This is a genomic window from Blautia sp. HCN-1074 (assembly GCF_037890165.1).
In the GTDB taxonomy this organism is placed as follows: domain Bacteria; phylum Bacillota; class Clostridia; order Lachnospirales; family Lachnospiraceae; genus Blautia_A.
Window position 1 is genome coordinate 14,382 of record NZ_JBBKBP010000008.1, and the last position, 16,773, is coordinate 31,154.

Below are 16,773 nucleotides of genomic sequence, written 5' to 3' on the forward strand. Positions count from 1 at the left end.
TTTGGCTTTGGCTGCAAAAATCAGTCTCACCTTCGATTGCCCGTTTCTTTCAAAGTATTATGCGGATTGCTTCTGTGGAAGCTGTGCAAGTATGATCGCAGCAAACATGATGATGCATCCAAGGATTTCTTTTGCGCTTAACTGCTGGCCGAGGATGATCCATCCGGCTAGGACAGAGATGCAGGATTCCAGACTGAGTATCAGGGATGCTATGGTTGGGTTCATGTTTTTTTGTCCGATGATTTGCAAGGTGTAGGCTACTCCGCATGACATAACACCTGCGTAGAGGATTGGCTGCCATGCTGCCAGGATGGATGAGAGTTCCGGATGCTCAAGGAGCAGAGCGGGAATGCCGGAAAGGATACCACATGTCAGGAACTGAATGCAGGAGAGTTTTACTCCGTCTACTTTTGGAGAAAAGTAGTCGATGACCAGTATATGCAGTGAAAATAGAAATGCGCATACCAGTACGAGCAGATCTCCTTTTCCGATAGAAAATCCATCTGTGATGCACAGGAGATAAAGTCCGATCAGAGCCATTGCAACGGCAGCCCAGATAAATTTCGTGCATTTTTTGCCAAGGAACAGTCCGATGACAGGGACGATCACAATATAACAGGCAGTGATAAAGCCGGCTTTTCCGACGGTTGTATACTTGATGCCAAACTGTTGGAAATTGCTTGCCAGACAGAGGCAGATACCGCAGGCGATACCGCCGATAATCAGAGCTTTTTTCTCCTGCATATTGGATACAGTATTACTTGAGGTGTCAGATCTGCCAGATGCTTTGGAAACAGAATTAGAAGGAGAGTTTCTCTTTTGCAGAATAAAAATCAATGGAATCAGAATGACTGCTCCGATAAGGGAACGGACGGCATTAAAAGTAAAGCCTCCTACGTATTTCATTCCTACGCTTTGAGCCACAAAAGCGATACCCCAGATGATCGCTGCGAGAAGCAGGAGCAGGGAATTTTTTAAAGGGATCTGTTGTTTTTGCATGATGTGTGTAATCCTTCCTTATATTAATGTGTAAATAGAATGTATAAAATGTGGATAAAACAAAATATTTATTCATTCAGTGTGGACAGAAGCACTGAAATTTGTAACTGTTCAGTGCCCTCATAGTTATAAAATGTTTCAAATGTATTTTAAGAGTGCCGGTGCCTTATTGACCTGAAAATGAATAAACACTTTCATAATTATACATCATAGATGTAAAAAGAGAAAGAAGATTGTAGAAATAAAAAGAAGCCTCTGCAGGAGACTTCTTTTTGTAAATGTGTATCTGATATAAATATCAGATAAAGATATATTTCAAAATAAACAGTACAGCAAGCACATACATCAGTGCACTGATTTTCTTTTCTTTTGCTTTACCTGTAACAACGTTGATGATCACATAGGAGATAACACCCATGGAGATACCTTCGGAAATGCTGTACAGGAACGGCATTGCAATGATTGCGATAAATGCCGGGATTGCCTCAGTCATGTCGTTGAAGTCAATCTTGGTTACTGATGTGAGCATCAGGAATCCAACGATGATCAGAGCCGGTGCTGTGGCAAAGGACGGGATTGCCAGGAAGATTGGGGATAACAGCAGTGATAATCCGAAAAGGATGGCTGCTACCAGGGAAGTAAGTCCTGTACGTCCGCCTTCAGCAACACCGGAAGCGCTCTCTACGAAAGTAGTAACTGTGGAAGTACCACACATAGCACCTACTGTAGTTCCTACTGCGTCAGAAAGAAGAGCACCTTTGATGTTCGGAAGTTTGCCTTCTTTGTCAAGCATATCAGCTTTGGAAGCAACACCGATCAGGGTTCCCAGAGTATCAAACATATCTACAAACAGGAATGCAAACATAATGACTACGAAATCAAGTGTGAAGACAATGGAGAAGTCCATTTTCATAAATGTGGGAGCCATGCTTGGAATGGAGATTCCGTTTGAAAAATCAGGCAGGAGGCTGAACCAGCCGGCTGCAGGATCAGGTTTGTAAAGTCCTGTCAACTGACAGATAATGCCAAGTCCCCATGTGATCAGGATACCCCAGAGAATGTTTCCTTTTACACCCTTAACAAGAAGGATGGCAGTGATCAGAAGTCCGATCAATGCAAGCAGAACAGTGATTCCCTCAGTATTAAATGTTCCGCCGGCTACGGAAGATTTAAAGGAAAATACGCTTACCAGAGTAGAGTCATTGTTAACTACGATCTTTGCATTCTGCAGTCCGATAAAGGCAATGAAAAGACCGATACCGACGGATACTGCATGTTTCAGGTTCATTGGAATAGCGTTAAAAATCGCTTCACGTACATTGGTGAGTGATAAAAGTATAAAAATAATACCTTCTACAAATACGGCTGCCAGTGCCTGCTGCCAGTTGTATCCCATGCCAAGAACAACTGTGTATGCAAAGTAGGCATTTAAGCCCATGCCCGGTGCAAGAACGAACGGGTAGTTAGAAAGCAGTGCCATCAGGCAGGTGGCAATAAAGGATGACAGTGCGGTCGCTGTAAAAACAGCTCCTCTGTCCATGCCGGACGCTTCCAGAATGTTTGGGTTAACAGCCAGAATGTAAGCCATTGTCATGAAAGTAGTGATACCAGCCATAACTTCTGTTTTTACGTCTGTGTGGTTTTCTTTGAGATGAAACATTTTGTCAAGGTTCATAATCTTTCCCCCTTTTAAATTTAAAATTGCCGTCGGGCTCTGTATTTCCTGCAGTTACAGAATCTTTCTTCCGGCTACATATTTAGCGGTAATATTGCGGTCATCGGAAAGGTAGATCAGTCTTTCAAGTCTGTCCTTCGGAGAGAGCTTCAGTGGAGTTGGAATAGTGCTGTCATTAAGCACAACCGCATCAAATTCATACCCTTCCTTAAAGCTTCCAACCTTTCCAAAGAAGGAACCGCCTCCTTCTGTTCCCATATAAAAGGCCTCTTCAACAGTAAGCGGCTTCATGGAAGAATCAACCAGCCGCCAGTACAGCTTGGAAACCTGAATAGCATCAGCCATGGCACGCAGAATAGAAACAGAAGTTCCACCTGCAATGTCAGAACCCAGTCCGATGTGTAAACCTTCATCCAGATAACGTCTCGCAGGAGAGATACCTGAGGCGAGATTTGTGTTGGACTGCGGACAATGAGCGATATAAACGCCCTGCTTCTTCATAAGGGCAATTTCTTCATCCGAAGAATGAACGCAATGAGCCATGATCGTCGGACAGTCACCGCCGAAAAGATCGAACTGGCTATAGGCTTCTCCATAAAAATGTGTATTCGGACAAAGCTCTTTCACCCAGGCAATTTCACCGAAATTCTCAGAAAGGTGTGACTGCATCGGCAGATGATACTTTTTCTGAATCTCTGAAAGCTTCTCCATCAATGCATCAGAACAGGATGGAGTAAATCTCGGAGTAAGAATTGGCTTTACATTTTCAAACTTATCAAGCGTATCTTCAATCCACTGAACCGTAGCATCAGCAGAAACCTGAGCACTCTCTTCCTGCAATTGCGGAGAGCCGTTGCGGTCCATATTTACCTTTCCGACCATAGCTTTTATTCCGGTTTTATCCAGTTGTTCCATCAGGATCTCGGTAGCGGGGACATGCAGAGTTCCGAAAATACATGCTCTTGTATTCGGGCTCTTCTTCATATCCTCAGCGAAAATAGAATAAGCCTCTTTGGCAAACTCCGTATCTTCATAACGCGCTTCCTGTGGAAAAGTATAAGTATTCAGCCAGTCCAGCAGCTCCAGATCCATACCCGAGGCACGAAACGTATACTGCGGAGCATGAAGATGCAGATCAGTCAGTCCCGGAATGATCAGCTCATCACCAAAATCTGTGCATGAGATTCCTGCAAATTTCTCAGGAAGCTCATCAAACACCCCTGCACATCGCCCATCTTCACATACCAAATATCCATTTTCAGTGATGGAAAGTTCCGTCAGAGAATTACTGTAACAAATAGTACCCTTTAATGCAAAAATCTGTTTGTTCATAATCATACCTTCTTTCTTTGTGATTAAGGAAAGGCAAAAAAAATCTACCGATGCTGCCTTTACCTCATGCTATCCCTATGTGGACACAGAACTTATAGACAACTATTACGGTAGTTGGTAGAAACATCCAACCGATTATGGACATATATAAGTTTCTTGCTATTGTTTATAAAATGATTATAAAATATTTAGAGTTGACTGTCAATTCTTTTGATGATTTAAATTAATTAAAAAAACGGCACGGTCTACTTTTTTATGACCATGCCGATTTTACTCATTGCGTTTTATGATTATTTGTTTTCTAACTCCGCACGTTTCTTATCAAGAAGTTTCTGGAGCTGTTCGATTTCTTCTACTGTGATTCCATCGGATTCCAGAAGCGCTGTCATCATTTCTACCGGGCTTATCTTTCTGCTTTTGGCATTTCCTTTTAAGTAATCCTCTCTTGAAAGAAGAGGGGTATAATTTCTTGCATAGACCTTGCCGTTCATAGAAGTTCCTGCGACTTTGATAATGTTCTCTTTTAAAAGAAGCTCTAGGCATCTTCGTACAGTTGGCATTTTCAGCTCCGGTGCAATGTCATTGATCTCAAAAGCAGACAATGGTCTTCCTTCTTCCCAAAGCACATTCATAATATCATAACGTTTACCTTTTAAGATGTCCATCTTAAGATCTCCTTCCATTTTTAACCAGATATTACTATAATAAAGAAATATCAGATTAATTACAATTACAGAGACCTTACACTGAGTTACAGTCCTTTTACAAAATTATCTCAATCAGTTGATAATTTCGTCATAAAACGAGTTGCTTTTTCTCGAGTCGTGCATATACCCACTCTCTGAAAAGTGTGTAGATTACAGAGACTGTCGGGATGAAGATCAGCATTCCCACAATTCCCATCAGGCTTCCGCCGAGAGTTACGGCTACCAGTACCCAGATAGATGGAAGTCCTACGGAACCGCCTACCACATGAGGATAGATCAGGTTACCTTCAATCTGCTGTAAAATAAGGAACAATCCAAGGAAGAGGACTGCTTTTATCGGGCTTACCATCAGGATCAGGAAGAAAGCAACCCAGCATCCAATGATTCCGCCGAATACAGGAATTAATGCTGTAAAGGAGATCAGGACTCCAACCAGCATGGCATATGGGAAGCGCAGGATTGTCATAGATACGAAGAACATGCTTCCGAGGATGACTGCTTCTATGCACTGGCCTGTAATGAAACTGGAAAAGATTCTGTTTGCCAGATTCCATACGTGTGCCAGATATCTGACCGGCTTTTCCGGGAATAATGCGTACATTGCTTTTTTTATCTGCTGCATGAGTTTTTCTTTCTGGAGAAGAACATAGCAGGCAAAGACAAAGCCGATGGAGACATTCATGGCTGTTGTGAGGAGTCCCATGGTAATTGATACGGTGGATGAAACAATGTTGTTGACTCCGCTTTTGAGTACGCTGAGTACGGAATCGATCATTTTGCCGGGCTCAATGTTAAGGGACTGGGTCCATTTCACAATTTCCGGGTTGTTTCCGGATACGTTATCAATCCATTTTTGGAATGCAGGGATGTTTTCCTCGATTTTCTTTGCGATATTTACAAATGTTGAGCCGAGCTCCGGGACTACTACCAGCATAACGATTATGATTATGCAGATTACGAAGCCGATGGAGAGCACAAGACTGATGGGGCGGGCTAATTTTTCGGCCGCTTTTTTCTTTTGTTCAAGGGCTTTGCCGAACAGGTGGTGTTCTATGAATTTCATTGGGACATTCAGGATGAATGCGATTCCGAAGCCGATGATGAATGGGAATAAAAAGCTAAGGAGGACTTTGGCGGTGTTGATGACTATGTTCAGGTTCTGGACGCCGAGGTATAGGAGAACGGCGAAGGCTATGAGCCATCGGATTTTTTTCATGGTTTCTTTGTCTAGCTGCATTGGCGGTGATTCCTTTCTTTGATTGTATATAGGGTTGGAAGTATTGTAGCATATTTTGAAGATAAAAGGGACGCTTAGAAAAATATTTTATTTCCTATGCGGTTTCGGCATCTAAGAGATTCTATAGCAATCCTCGTAAATAATGCATTTAAGACAGTTCAGCAGAGTGCGAAAGACAAGGAAGATATCTGCAGGCGTGCTGACGCACGGCAAAGATATCTGACGCAGGATTTCACACTCTGATGGGCTGGATTAAGATGCATTATTTTAGAGGATTGCTATAAGCCATCCGAAATCTGCTAAAAGCATGAGAAGAAAAGTCTGGATTACTCGCTGCGCTCAGATAGAGGACTTATTTTGGGAGTTTGAACATTATAAAAAAGAACAGCCAGACGGATCAAAATCCTGTCTGGCTGTAATAGGTTCTGTTTAATTATTTCTTGTTCTGCTCAACTTCTTTTAACATCATAGCACGAACTTTCAGTGGAAGTCCGAATAGTGTGATGAATCCGTCTGCATCATGGTGGTCATAGAGGTCACCTGTTGTGAAGGATGCAAGAGACTCGTTGTAGAGGCTGTATGGAGAAGTTGTACCGGCTTTGATGATGTTGCCTTTGTACAGTTTGAATTTCACTTCACCTGTTACATATTTCTGTGTGGACTCAACGAATGCCTGAATTGCCTCGCGAAGCGGTGTGTACCATTTTCCTTCGTAAACAACCTGAGCGAACTGGCTGCCAAGTTTCTTCTTGGTTTCCATTGTCTCGCGGTCAAGTGTAAGTTCTTCGAGCTGTTCATGAGCTGCCATAAGGATTGTTCCGCCAGGAGTCTCATATACGCCACGGGATTTCATACCAACAACACGGTTCTCAACGATGTCAACGATACCGATACCGTTCTCGCCGCCTAATTTGTTGAGTTCTGTGATGATCTCGGAAACCTTCATTTCTTTTCCGTTTAATGTTTTCGGAACACCCTGCTCGAATGTCATTGTTATTTCTGTTTCTTTATCAGGAGCTTTCTCAGGTGTAACACCTAAAACAAGCATATTGTCATAGTTTGGAGCCTGGGAAGGATCTTCCAGTTCCAGACCTTCATGGCTGATATGCCATAAGTTTCTGTCGCGGCTGTAGCTGTGGCTTGCATCGAATGGAAGGTCGATTCCGTGAGCTTTACAGAATGCAATCTCATCCTCACGTGACTGCATGGTCCATTTGTCTGTCATACGCCATGGAGCGATGATCTTGATGTCAGGAGCAAGAGCTTTGATGCCAAGTTCGAAACGGATCTGGTCATTACCTTTACCTGTAGCACCGTGGCAGATAGCAACTGCGCCTTCTTTACGTGCAATCTCAACTAATTTTTTAGCGATTGCCGGACGGGCCATGGATGTACCAAGGAGATATTTGTGTTCGTATACAGCACCTGCCTGTACACATGGAACGATGAAGTCATCACAGAATTCATCTACGATATCTTCAATATATAATTTGGAAGCACCGGAAAGCTTTGCTCTTTCATCCAGTCCGTCCAGTTCGTTTCCCTGACCGCAGTTTACGCAGCAGCAGACAACATCATAATCAAATGTTTCTTTTAACCATGGGATTAAGGCTGTGGTATCAAGACCGCCTGAGTATGCTAAAACGACTTTTTCTTTCATGATTGTATTCCTCCTGAAATTGGATTTTATTATTTTCCTGATTTGTAAAAATTTCCTGAGATATCCGTTTGCCGAAAGTAAATGAATAGGTCGGGAGTTCAGCGCATTATTTTTGAATAAATGCGGTAATTTCTGATTGAAATTTTTGAATAAATATTCAATGCGGAACAAGTTGATTTCGTGTGATTCCGCTTAACAAGTGATAATATACACCTTTTTTTATAAATATGCAATAGAAAAATGCAAAAAAGTTTTATCTGCTTTTGCATAAATATGCAACATAATATAGGAAAAGACAGGGGGAAATCTGTGAAGTGAAATAAAATCCATGTAAAAACATTGAAAAATGACTATTGCATATTATGCAGGTAAGATGTATAATTAGTCCAGCACTCTGATAGAGTAAAGTTTTACTATGAAATGAAGATCGCCGGATGAGGCGAAGATGGAGGAAATTATTATGATTAAAGCAGGAATTATCGGTGCCACAGGATATGCAGGTAACGAGATCGTGAGACTGCTTCTGGGACATAAAGATGTGGAAATTGCGTGGTATGGTTCAAGAAGTTATATTGACCAGAAATATTCAGATGTTTACCAGAACTTTTTTAAACTGGTAGATGCCAAATGTATGGATGATAATATGGAAGCATTAGCTGATGAAGTGGATGTGATCTTTACAGCAACTCCGCAGGGACTTTGTGCTTCTTTAATTAATGAAGGAATTCTTTCCAAAGCGAAGGTAATCGATCTGAGTGCGGATTTCCGTATTAAAGATGTGAAGAAATATGAGAAATGGTATGGTATCGAGCATAAAGCTCCACAGTTTATTGATGAGGCGGTTTATGGTTTATGTGAGATTAACCGTGAGGATATCAAGAAAGCCAGACTGATCGCGAATCCGGGATGTTACCCGACATGTTCTACACTTTCTATTTATCCGCTGATCAAAGAGGGGCTGATCGATCCGTCTACCATTATTATTGATGCGAAGTCCGGTACTTCAGGAGCTGGACGTGGAGCGAAGGTTGCTAATCTTTTCTGCGAAGTGAATGAGAATATCAAGGCTTATGGTGTTGCAAGTCACAGACATACACCTGAGATTGAGGATCAGCTTGGTTATGCGTGCGGTAAGGAAGTGCTGATTAATTTTACACCTCATCTGATTCCTATGAACCGTGGTATTCTGGTGACTGCTTATGCTTCTCTGACTAAGGATGTTTCTTATGAAGAAGTAAAGGCAGTTTATGATAAGTATTATGAGAAGGAGACTTTCGTTCGTGTGCTTGATAAGGATGTTTGTCCGCAGACTAAGTGCGTGGAGGGAAGTAATTATGTGGATGTGAACTTTAAGATTGATCCGAGAACTCACAGAGTTATTATGATGGGGGCTATGGATAATCTGGTTAAAGGTGCTGCAGGACAGGCTGTGCAGAATATGAATCTGATGTTTGGATTTAAGGAGGCTGAGGGACTGCTGCAGGTGCCGATGTGTCCGTAAGTTAAATGAAAAGGGGACGCTCCGGAAATTATTTGTTTTTGAATGCGGTTTCGGGGCTTAGTAACTCTAAGTGTTCAGAAATTTGCTAAAAGCGTGGAAAAAAAGCTCAAACTCGCTGCGCTCAGACAGTGAGCTTTTTTTCCACAACGCAAATTCCTGAGCACTAAGAGTTACTACAGTCCCTGCAAATGCGTTCAAAAACAAATAATTTCCGGAGCTGACTTTTCCAGTAACTGGAGGGCGACTGCGCAGGGGACCTGTGGCAGTCTGGAAAAAGTGTAGCGAGTTAGAAAGGATGATGGAATCATGAAGATTATAGAGGGCGGCGTTACGGCGGCTAAGGGATTTCAGGCAGCGGCTGCTGCGGCTGAGATTAAGTATAAGGGCAGAACGGATATGGCTATGGTTTATAGTGAGGTGCCTTGTGTGGCTGCGGGGACTTTTACTACCAATGTGGTGAAGGCTGCGCCTGTTAAATGGGATCAGGATATTGTTTATAATCATCCGTCTGCGCAGGTGGTGATCTGTAACAGTGGTATTGCCAATGCATGTACTGGTGCAGAAGGGTATGGTTATTGTAAGGAGACTGCGGTTGCGGCTGCGGAGGTTTTGAATGTGGCTGCGGACAGTGTGCTGGTTGCTTCTACCGGTGTTATTGGTATGCAGGTTCCGATTGACCGTATTAAGAATGGTGTGAAGATGATGGCTCCGAAGCTGGATGGTTCTCTGGAGGCAGGTACTGAGGCTGCGAAGGCGATTATGACTACTGATACTAGGAAGAAGGAAGTTGCTGTTCAGGTTGAGATTGGTGGTAAAACTGTTACGATTGGTGGTATGTGTAAGGGCTCGGGTATGATTCATCCGAATATGTGCACCATGCTTGGTTTTGTGACTACGGATGCGAAGATTTCCAAGAAGATGCTGCAGGAGGCATTAAGTGAGGATGTTAAGGATACCTACAATATGGTTTCTGTTGATGGAGATACTTCTACTAATGATACAGTGCTTCTTCTGGCCAATGGTCTGGCTGAGAATCCGGAGATCACAGAGAAGGGTGAGGATTACCAGACCTTCAAGGCTGCGCTGAATTATATTAATACTACTCTGGCGAAGAAGATTGCAGGTGATGGAGAGGGTGCGACTGCACTGTTTGAGGTCAAGATCATTGGTGCAGAGTCTAAGGAACAGGCGGTTACACTGAGTAAGTCTGTTGTTACTTCTTCTCTGACAAAGGCTGCTATCTACGGACATGATGCAAACTGGGGAAGAATCCTGTGTGCTATGGGATATTCCGGTGCGAAGTTTGATCCTGAGAAGGTGGATCTGTTCTTTGAGAGTAAGGCTGGTAAGATTCAGATTATCGAGAATGGTGTGGCTGTGGATTACAGTGAAGAAGAGGCAACGAAGATTCTTTCTGAGGAAGCTGTCACAGCAATTGCTGATGTGAAGATGGGTGATGCTACAGCAACTGCATGGGGCTGTGACCTGACCTATGATTATATAAAAATCAATGCAGATTATCGTTCATAACAAAATCCTGTGAATAAGGATGATTTTAACCGAATCAGGTAAGTCTCCTGCTTTAATTGCGAAAAGCAATAAGCAGTGGATGAAGAACAGACATTGACTGGAAAAAGGAGAGAATAATGGTTAATCAGAAATATTTGGACAAGGCGGAGGTGCTGATCGAGGCGCTTCCTTATATTCAGAGATTTAATCGTAAGATTGTGGTTGTAAAGTACGGCGGAAGTGCCATGCTGGATGATGAGCTGAAGAAGAATGTTATCAAGGACGTTGTTCTTCTGAAGCTGGTTGGTTTTAAACCGATTATTGTTCATGGTGGTGGTAAGGAAATCAGCCGCTGGGTTGGCAAGGTTGGTATGGAGCCGAAATTTATCAATGGTCTTCGTGTAACAGATAAAGATACTATGGAGATCGCAGAGATGGTTCTTGCGAAGGTGAATAAGGAACTGGTTGCCATGGTGGAATCTCTCGGCGTAAATGCTGTAGGTATCAGCGGTAAAGATGGTGGTCTGCTGAAATGCCGCAAGAAACAGACAGAGGGCGGAGACATTGGATTTGTAGGCGAGGTTACAAAGGTTGAGCCGAAGATCCTGGAAGATCTTCTGGAGAAAGATTTCCTGCCGATCATTTTCCCGGTAGGCTATGATGATAATTTTGCTACTTATAATATTAATGCAGATGATGCGGCGTGTGCCATTGCAGAGGCTGTTCATGCCGAGAAACTGGCATTTCTTTCTGACATTGAAGGCGTTTATAAGGATAAAGATGATCCCTCCAGTCTGATCTCTGAGCTTCATGTAGATGAGGCTGAGAAACTTATCAGTGACGGTTATGTAGGCGGAGGTATGATTCCGAAGCTGAAAAACTGTATTGATGCCATTGAAGAAGGTGTTAAAAGAGTACATATCCTTGACGGAAGAATTCCTCACAGTTTACTGCTGGAAATCTTTACAAACAAAGGTATTGGTACTGCAATCTTAAGAGAAGACGGGGAGAAATATTATAATGAACATGAATGAACAGATGAAGGAATCAGAAGAGAATATCCTTCACACTTATAATCGTTTTCCTGTTGTTTTTGAAAAAGGACAGGGATGTTATTTATATGATTCCGAGGGAAAGGAATATCTGGATTTTGCAGCAGGTATCGCTGTAAATTCTCTGGGATATCATTATCCGGGATATGACGAAGCATTAAAAGATCAGATTGATAAGCTGATGCATATTTCCAATTTATATTATAATGAACCGATTATCGAGGCAGGTGCGAAGCTGGTAAAGGCAAGCAAAATGAGCAAGGCATTCTTTACCAACAGTGGTACGGAAGCAATCGAAGGTGCTTTAAAAGCTGCTAAGAAATATGCATATGTACGTGACGGACATGCAGACCATGAGATCATTGCAATGAACCATTCCTTCCATGGAAGAAGTATCGGTGCTCTTTCTGTAACAGGAACTGCTCATTACAGAGAGCCGTTTGAGCCGCTGATGGGTGGTGTGAAGTTTGCAGATTTCAATGATCTGGAGAGTGTAAAAGCTCAGATCACAGATAAGACCTGTGCAATTATTACTGAGGTTGTTCAGGGTGAGGGCGGTATCTACCCGGCGAAGAGAGAATTTCTGGAAGGTCTGCGCCAGATCTGTGATGAGAAGGATATTATGCTGATCTTTGATGAGATTCAGTGTGGTATGGGAAGAACCGGTTATTATTTTGCATGGCAGGCATATGGTGTACAGCCGGATATTATGACAAGTGCCAAGGCTCTTGGCTGCGGTGTGCCGGTTGGCGCATTTGTATTAAGTGAGAAAGCTGCCAAAGCTTCTCTGGAGCCTGGAGATCATGGTACTACTTACGGAGGAAACCCGTTTGTATGTGCTGCAGTCAGCAAGGTATTTGAGATTTATGAGAATGATAAGATCATTGAACATGTACAGGAAATGACTCCATATCTGGAACATAAACTGGATGAAATTGTTGCGAAACATGAATGCGCTGCAACAAGACGAGGCATGGGCTTCATGCAGGGAATCGTGATCCAGGGCCGCCCTGTAGGTGAAGTTGTAAAGGCTGCGCTGGCAAAAGGACTGCTGGTGATCTCCGCAGGCAGTGATGTACTGAGAATCGTACCTCCGCTTGTGATCACAAAAGAACATATCGATAAGATGGCTTCAATTCTGGATGAGTGTATGGAATAATTTTTCAAACACGCTCTAAGGCTGTTGCGTTTTGCAATGGCCTTCTTTTTTACAGAAGATATAATTGATATACAATACAGGAATATATGGATGAATTTTAGTTGTTGTTTTGGGAACAAGTTTAACAACCGTAGCAAGAATTTCCTCACCTCTATAGGTGATGGGATGAATTGCACATTCGAGCATGTCTGCTCAAATTCATAAAAAAGCGTAAAAACACTTGTTCTGATACAATAAATATATTATAATAGAAAAAAGAACAATATGCTCTTGAAATTTGGACGGTCGAAATAAGCAATAAGTGAGTGTACATAATGAGTTTAGATAATAATTCTCATTCAGTGTTTTTGTTTGATTCTGGTTATGAAATATGGCAGAAAGATGCTGGACAATAAGATGTAAGAGAGAACAAAAGAAATCTTTGAAATATAGCACCTGTTGAAACAATCCATCAGTATATAGAGAGTCAGGGTGAGAAAGATAAACCGGGCAGTAAAAATAAGAATCTATCCAAATAAAGAACAGGGATACAGGATAACGGATACGGTCAGTTCCTTTCCATGCTTGGATATAAGCTGGAAGAACGTGGAAAATATCTGATAAAAGTAGACAGATATTTTGCATCCAGTAAGATATGCAGCGTATGCGGACATAAGAAGAAAGAGCTGGCATTATCAGAACGGATATACCTATGTGAATGTGGAAACCGGATGGACCGGGATGTGAATGCGGCGGTCAATATTCTGAAAGAAGGAAAAAGAATATATAAAAAATGTGCATAATAGCACAGAAAAGATCCGTAACCGGATAAAAAAGAACCGCGGGACACGCGGGGATAGCCTGTTTTAGCTTTGCCCTGAAGGGCAATTGAGCAGGAAGCTCCCACTTCAAAATCTGTAAGATTTAAGTGGCGAGAGCATGTCACATGGACGATATATTGACAGGATGATGATAGATGAAGATTTTTGATAGTCCTAAAACTAAATGGGTAATAATATGGAGCATTATCATGTCAATATTCCGAAGGATTTCAGGGATTATTCTACGGAAAACATTAAAGTTTATATTTATGAACCGTTGGATTTATCTGGAACTATTAAAATTGTAAGAAGTAAAATAGTTATTCTCTTTATATGGGGGGAGTTATTTATAATTGGTATTCTATTAATAAGAGCTGTCCAGATAGAGAAAAAAAGAATAATAGGAACATAATCCTTTTTGGCTTGGCAGATTGATTTTGTAGGGTTACGTTATACATTGGTAACATTATACAGACACTATGAAGTATTGTTTTTCACTGTAGATAATAGATTTGGCGCCATTGATATTCTGAAAGAAGATAAGACCTGCGATGATGACTACACAATTGAGTATCTGCGTGCACATTGCGGTATATTTTGTCTGAATTCGGTTGCCGTAGCCCGCTACGACGCCCTCATCCGGACAAAATCTCCCACAAATTGTGACGCACATCTTGCGAAAAGCATTTTTCAAACACACTTTAGGGAGAATATAAGAATAAAGAAAATCGTAAATCTATAATTTTTTATTCGGTTACGATTGACTCGGATGAGGCTGAATAAAAATTGATATTTGTATGTATCCCGATTATACTGGGTATATCATGTTATATTTTAGGTTTGGAGGTTACATCGATGATACATGAAAAAATAGAAATCCATTTAAAAGACTCTGAGTTCACAGCAAACTTATTTACCTATTTTCTGGATAATTCTCCGGAGATAGACCCAGAGAGAAAGAGGCCGGTTGTATTGATCTGTCCAGGTGGCGGATATGCAATGACATCGGACAGAGAGGCAGAAGCACTGGCTGTTAAGTTTATGGCAATGGGGTATCATGCAGCAATTCTTCGTTACAGCGTTGCACCGGCACGTTTCCCGGAGGCACTTCTGCAGTTGGCTACAGCAGTTGCAATGCTTCGTGAGAATGCAGATAAATGGAATATTGATACTGAGAAAATTGTTGTCCAGGGTTCTTCCGCCGGTGGACATCTGGCAGCAAGCCTTGGTGTTTTCTGGAACAAACCGTTTGTGGCGGAAGCTCTGGAAATGGATGCTGAAAAATTCTGCCCTAATGGACTTATGCTCAGTTATCCGGTAATTACTTCCGGAGAAAAAGCACATCAGGGTTCTTTTGAGAGCGTTCTTGGAGAAGACTATGCAGATGAAGAGAAACTCAGATTCTTGTCACTGGAATTCAATGTAACCAAAGATACTCCACCGACGTTCATGTGGCACACTGCCCCGGATGACACCGTTCCGGTAGAGAATTCCCTGCTGTTTTTCCAGGCTCTTCATGCGCTGGACATTCCGGCAGAATTACATATCTATCCCGTAGGAGGTCACGGCTTGGGCCTTGCAACCGCTGAAACCTCCTGCCCCAATGGCTACGGCATCCAGGCAGAATGTGAAACCTGGGTACAGCTTGCCGGGGATTGGATGAAACATACATTTGAAGCGAAAGAAATAATGAAAGCACAGTGGGAATAAGGTGGTACAGACGAGAGGGAGTGCAAGAATAGCACTCCCTGTTTATCTTTTTTTACATATCAGCTGAGATATGAAAATTCACTCAATATCCAGTTCCGGCGGCTCATCCATAGTGTCGGAAACATATTTCCCGTTTTTCTTACGCTGCCGGACGCATTCAGTAAGCAGATACTCGATCTGGCCGTTGACGGAGCGGAAATCATCTTCTGCCCAGGCGGCAATCTGATCATAAAGCTTTGCAGAAAGCCTGAGCGGAATCTGTTTCTTTGGTCTGGTATCAGCCATTAGTACAGACTGCCGGAATTAACCACCGGCTGGGCATCGTGATTGCCACACAGTACAACGAGAAGATTAGAAACCATGGCCGCTTTCCGCTCCTCATCAAGCTCAACCACATTGTTCTCGTTCAATCGTTCCAGTGCCATTTCAACCATGCCAACAGCACCATCTACGATCATCTTTCTCGCATCAATAATAGCAGAAGCCTGCTGTCTCTGCAGCATAACAGCTGCAATCTCAGGAGCATAAGCCAGATAGGTGATGCGTGCCTCAATAATCTCAAGACCAGCCTCCGCAACCTTCTGCTGAATCTCATCCCGGATACGTCCGGCTACAATTTCGCTGGAACCACGCAGGCTGCCCTCATCTGCAACACCATCCCCTGTTGTATCCACATTCGGAGCTACATCATAAGGATAAATCCTTACAATATTGCGAAGAGCACTATCACACTGCAGGGAAAGATATTCCTTATAGTTATCGACATTAAAAACAGCCTTTGCAGTATCTGTCACACGCCATATAACCGCAATTCCGATTTCTACAGGATTACCCAGACAGTCATTGATCTTCTGACGGTTATTGTTCAGAGTCATGATCTTCAGGGAAATCTTTTTACTCACATAAGAGCTATTGGAAGATCCGCTGGTGCCTGCCGCAGCTAATGTCAAAACTGATTTGGCAGCATTACCGCCATCTACATCGCCGCTCTGATTTAATTTCGTCTTAGCTGCCGGATTCACTGCTGTACAAAAAGGATTTACCCAATAAAAGCCGTCATCCTTCAGTGTGCCCACATAATTACCAAACAAGGTAAGAACCAGAGCTTCCTGAGGCTTTAGTACCTTTAATCCAAGAAATGGAATCCATCCCAAAGATAACCAGATGAATCCGACCGCAGCCATTGGAATACAATGAAAGATGGAACCGATTATAGCAAGTGCTGTTGCTGCCGCATACAACAAAATGAAGAGAATCATCATTGCCATACCATTCTTCTTACTGCTTAAAACTTTTTCCTGCATAATAAACCTCCTGACTGGTATATGCATTGCTTTACCATAAAAATATGTATGAACTGGTTGATGTACAAATGATATCATTTTGATATCAAAATGTCAATGCTGAAGAATATTGGATGTGATAAAGAAGA

The 16,773-nt window shown here is 42.3% G+C and carries 16 protein-coding genes and 1 riboswitch; of the genes, 8 read left to right on the forward strand and 8 right to left on the reverse strand.

From position 1 onward, the window contains the following. Nucleotides 1–57: 57 nt before the first annotated feature. The 6 genes from WKT11_RS08715 to WKT11_RS08740 all read right to left on the reverse strand — a co-directional run bounded on the left by WKT11_RS08715 (nt 58) and on the right by WKT11_RS08740 (nt 7,610). Complete coding sequence (locus WKT11_RS08715) at nt 58–984, reverse strand: DMT family transporter (RefSeq protein WP_118138006.1); 927 nt, start codon at nt 982–984, stop codon at nt 58–60. Between the two features lie 313 nt (nt 985–1,297). Next, the gene (locus WKT11_RS08720) at nt 1,298–2,674 is read right to left on the reverse strand and encodes an NCS2 family permease (protein WP_118137998.1); all 1,377 of its coding nucleotides are present in this window, start codon (nt 2,672–2,674) and stop codon (nt 1,298–1,300) included. Between the two features lie 54 nt (nt 2,675–2,728). After that, on the reverse strand, nt 2,729–4,006 hold the full coding sequence (locus tag WKT11_RS08725; RefSeq protein ID WP_340283837.1) for an amidohydrolase family protein: 1,278 nt from the start codon (nt 4,004–4,006) through the stop codon (nt 2,729–2,731). Nucleotides 4,007–4,081: 75 nt separating this feature from the next. Continuing rightward, a riboswitch (purine riboswitch) is annotated at nt 4,082–4,177 on the reverse strand. 119 nt (nt 4,178–4,296) lie between these two features. Then, the gene (locus WKT11_RS08730) at nt 4,297–4,671 is read right to left on the reverse strand and encodes a BlaI/MecI/CopY family transcriptional regulator (protein WP_242986923.1); all 375 of its coding nucleotides are present in this window, start codon (nt 4,669–4,671) and stop codon (nt 4,297–4,299) included. Nucleotides 4,672–4,801: 130 nt separating this feature from the next. Further along, nucleotides 4,802–5,950, reverse strand: a complete 1,149-nt coding sequence (locus tag WKT11_RS08735; protein ID WP_117677461.1) for an AI-2E family transporter — start codon at nt 5,948–5,950, stop codon at nt 4,802–4,804. 433 nt (nt 5,951–6,383) lie between these two features. Next, nucleotides 6,384–7,610, reverse strand: a complete 1,227-nt coding sequence (locus WKT11_RS08740; RefSeq protein ID WP_118138002.1) for an argininosuccinate synthase — start codon at nt 7,608–7,610, stop codon at nt 6,384–6,386. Nucleotides 7,611–8,070: 460 nt separating this feature from the next. Between WKT11_RS08740 and argC the strand changes: the two genes are divergently transcribed. The 8 genes from argC (at nt 8,071) to WKT11_RS08785 (ending at nt 15,341) form a co-directional block, all read left to right on the forward strand. Next, nucleotides 8,071–9,111: an N-acetyl-gamma-glutamyl-phosphate reductase gene (gene argC, locus WKT11_RS08745; protein WP_117677466.1), complete on the forward strand. Its 1,041-nt coding sequence runs from the start codon at nt 8,071–8,073 to the stop codon at nt 9,109–9,111. A gap of 306 nt (nt 9,112–9,417) precedes the next feature. Further along, entirely contained in the window at nt 9,418–10,641 is a 1,224-nt protein-coding gene (gene argJ / locus WKT11_RS08750; protein ID WP_117677462.1) for a bifunctional glutamate N-acetyltransferase/amino-acid acetyltransferase ArgJ, read from the forward strand. Nucleotides 10,642–10,757: 116 nt separating this feature from the next. Further along, complete coding sequence (argB, locus tag WKT11_RS08755; protein ID WP_019160702.1) at nt 10,758–11,654, forward strand: acetylglutamate kinase; 897 nt, start codon at nt 10,758–10,760, stop codon at nt 11,652–11,654. Continuing rightward, on the forward strand, nt 11,641–12,831 hold the full coding sequence (locus WKT11_RS08760; protein ID WP_117846271.1) for an aspartate aminotransferase family protein: 1,191 nt from the start codon (nt 11,641–11,643) through the stop codon (nt 12,829–12,831). The genes argB and WKT11_RS08760 overlap by 14 nt, the downstream gene beginning before the upstream one ends. A 527-nt stretch (nt 12,832–13,358) precedes the next feature. Continuing rightward, the gene (locus WKT11_RS08765; protein ID WP_278308765.1) at nt 13,359–13,613 is read left to right on the forward strand and encodes a transposase; all 255 of its coding nucleotides are present in this window, start codon (nt 13,359–13,361) and stop codon (nt 13,611–13,613) included. 202 nt (nt 13,614–13,815) lie between these two features. Next, complete coding sequence (locus tag WKT11_RS08770; protein ID WP_117676215.1) at nt 13,816–14,043, forward strand: hypothetical protein; 228 nt, start codon at nt 13,816–13,818, stop codon at nt 14,041–14,043. Nucleotides 14,044–14,049: 6 nt separating this feature from the next. Beyond that, complete coding sequence (locus WKT11_RS19995; protein ID WP_243009973.1) at nt 14,050–14,373, forward strand: DUF6783 domain-containing protein; 324 nt, start codon at nt 14,050–14,052, stop codon at nt 14,371–14,373. Nucleotides 14,374–14,486: 113 nt separating this feature from the next. After that, entirely contained in the window at nt 14,487–15,341 is an 855-nt protein-coding gene (locus WKT11_RS08785; RefSeq protein ID WP_117676214.1) for an alpha/beta hydrolase, read from the forward strand. 78 nt (nt 15,342–15,419) lie between these two features. Here the strand turns inward: WKT11_RS08785 and WKT11_RS08790 are convergent, their stop codons facing one another. Both WKT11_RS08790 and WKT11_RS08795 read right to left on the reverse strand, forming a co-directional pair. After that, on the reverse strand, nt 15,420–15,626 hold the full coding sequence (locus tag WKT11_RS08790; RefSeq protein WP_026649632.1) for a TA system antitoxin ParD family protein: 207 nt from the start codon (nt 15,624–15,626) through the stop codon (nt 15,420–15,422). Next, nucleotides 15,626–16,645 carry an SPFH domain-containing protein gene (locus tag WKT11_RS08795; protein ID WP_117676213.1) on the reverse strand — a complete coding sequence of 340 codons (1,020 nt, stop codon included), beginning with the start codon at nt 16,643–16,645 and terminating at the stop codon, nt 15,626–15,628. Before WKT11_RS08795 ends, WKT11_RS08790 begins: the two co-directional genes overlap by 1 nt. Nucleotides 16,646–16,773: the final 128 nt, after the last annotated feature.

What these genes read in the sequence shown, in the direction of transcription:
- WKT11_RS08725 (WP_340283837.1), bottom strand. Translation starts at nt 4,006, where the DNA reads ATGAACAAACAGATTTTTGCATTAAAGGGTACTATTTGTTACAGTAAT.
- WKT11_RS08735 (WP_117677461.1), bottom strand. Translation starts at nt 5,950, where the DNA reads ATGCAGCTAGACAAAGAAACCATGAAAAAAATCCGATGGCTCATAGCC.
- argB (WP_019160702.1), top strand. Translation starts at nt 10,758, where the DNA reads ATGGTTAATCAGAAATATTTGGACAAGGCGGAGGTGCTGATCGAGGCG.
- WKT11_RS08785 (WP_117676214.1), top strand. Translation starts at nt 14,487, where the DNA reads ATGATACATGAAAAAATAGAAATCCATTTAAAAGACTCTGAGTTCACA.
- WKT11_RS08770 (WP_117676215.1), top strand. Translation starts at nt 13,816, where the DNA reads ATGGGTAATAATATGGAGCATTATCATGTCAATATTCCGAAGGATTTC.
- WKT11_RS08760 (WP_117846271.1), top strand. Translation starts at nt 11,641, where the DNA reads ATGAACATGAATGAACAGATGAAGGAATCAGAAGAGAATATCCTTCAC.
- WKT11_RS08790 (WP_026649632.1), bottom strand. Translation starts at nt 15,626, where the DNA reads ATGGCTGATACCAGACCAAAGAAACAGATTCCGCTCAGGCTTTCTGCA.
- argC (WP_117677466.1), top strand. Translation starts at nt 8,071, where the DNA reads ATGATTAAAGCAGGAATTATCGGTGCCACAGGATATGCAGGTAACGAG.
- WKT11_RS08795 (WP_117676213.1), bottom strand. Translation starts at nt 16,645, where the DNA reads ATGCAGGAAAAAGTTTTAAGCAGTAAGAAGAATGGTATGGCAATGATG.
- WKT11_RS08740 (WP_118138002.1), bottom strand. Translation starts at nt 7,610, where the DNA reads ATGAAAGAAAAAGTCGTTTTAGCATACTCAGGCGGTCTTGATACCACA.
- argJ (WP_117677462.1), top strand. Translation starts at nt 9,418, where the DNA reads ATGAAGATTATAGAGGGCGGCGTTACGGCGGCTAAGGGATTTCAGGCA.
- WKT11_RS08720 (WP_118137998.1), bottom strand. Translation starts at nt 2,674, where the DNA reads ATGAACCTTGACAAAATGTTTCATCTCAAAGAAAACCACACAGACGTA.
- WKT11_RS08730 (WP_242986923.1), bottom strand. Translation starts at nt 4,671, where the DNA reads ATGGACATCTTAAAAGGTAAACGTTATGATATTATGAATGTGCTTTGG.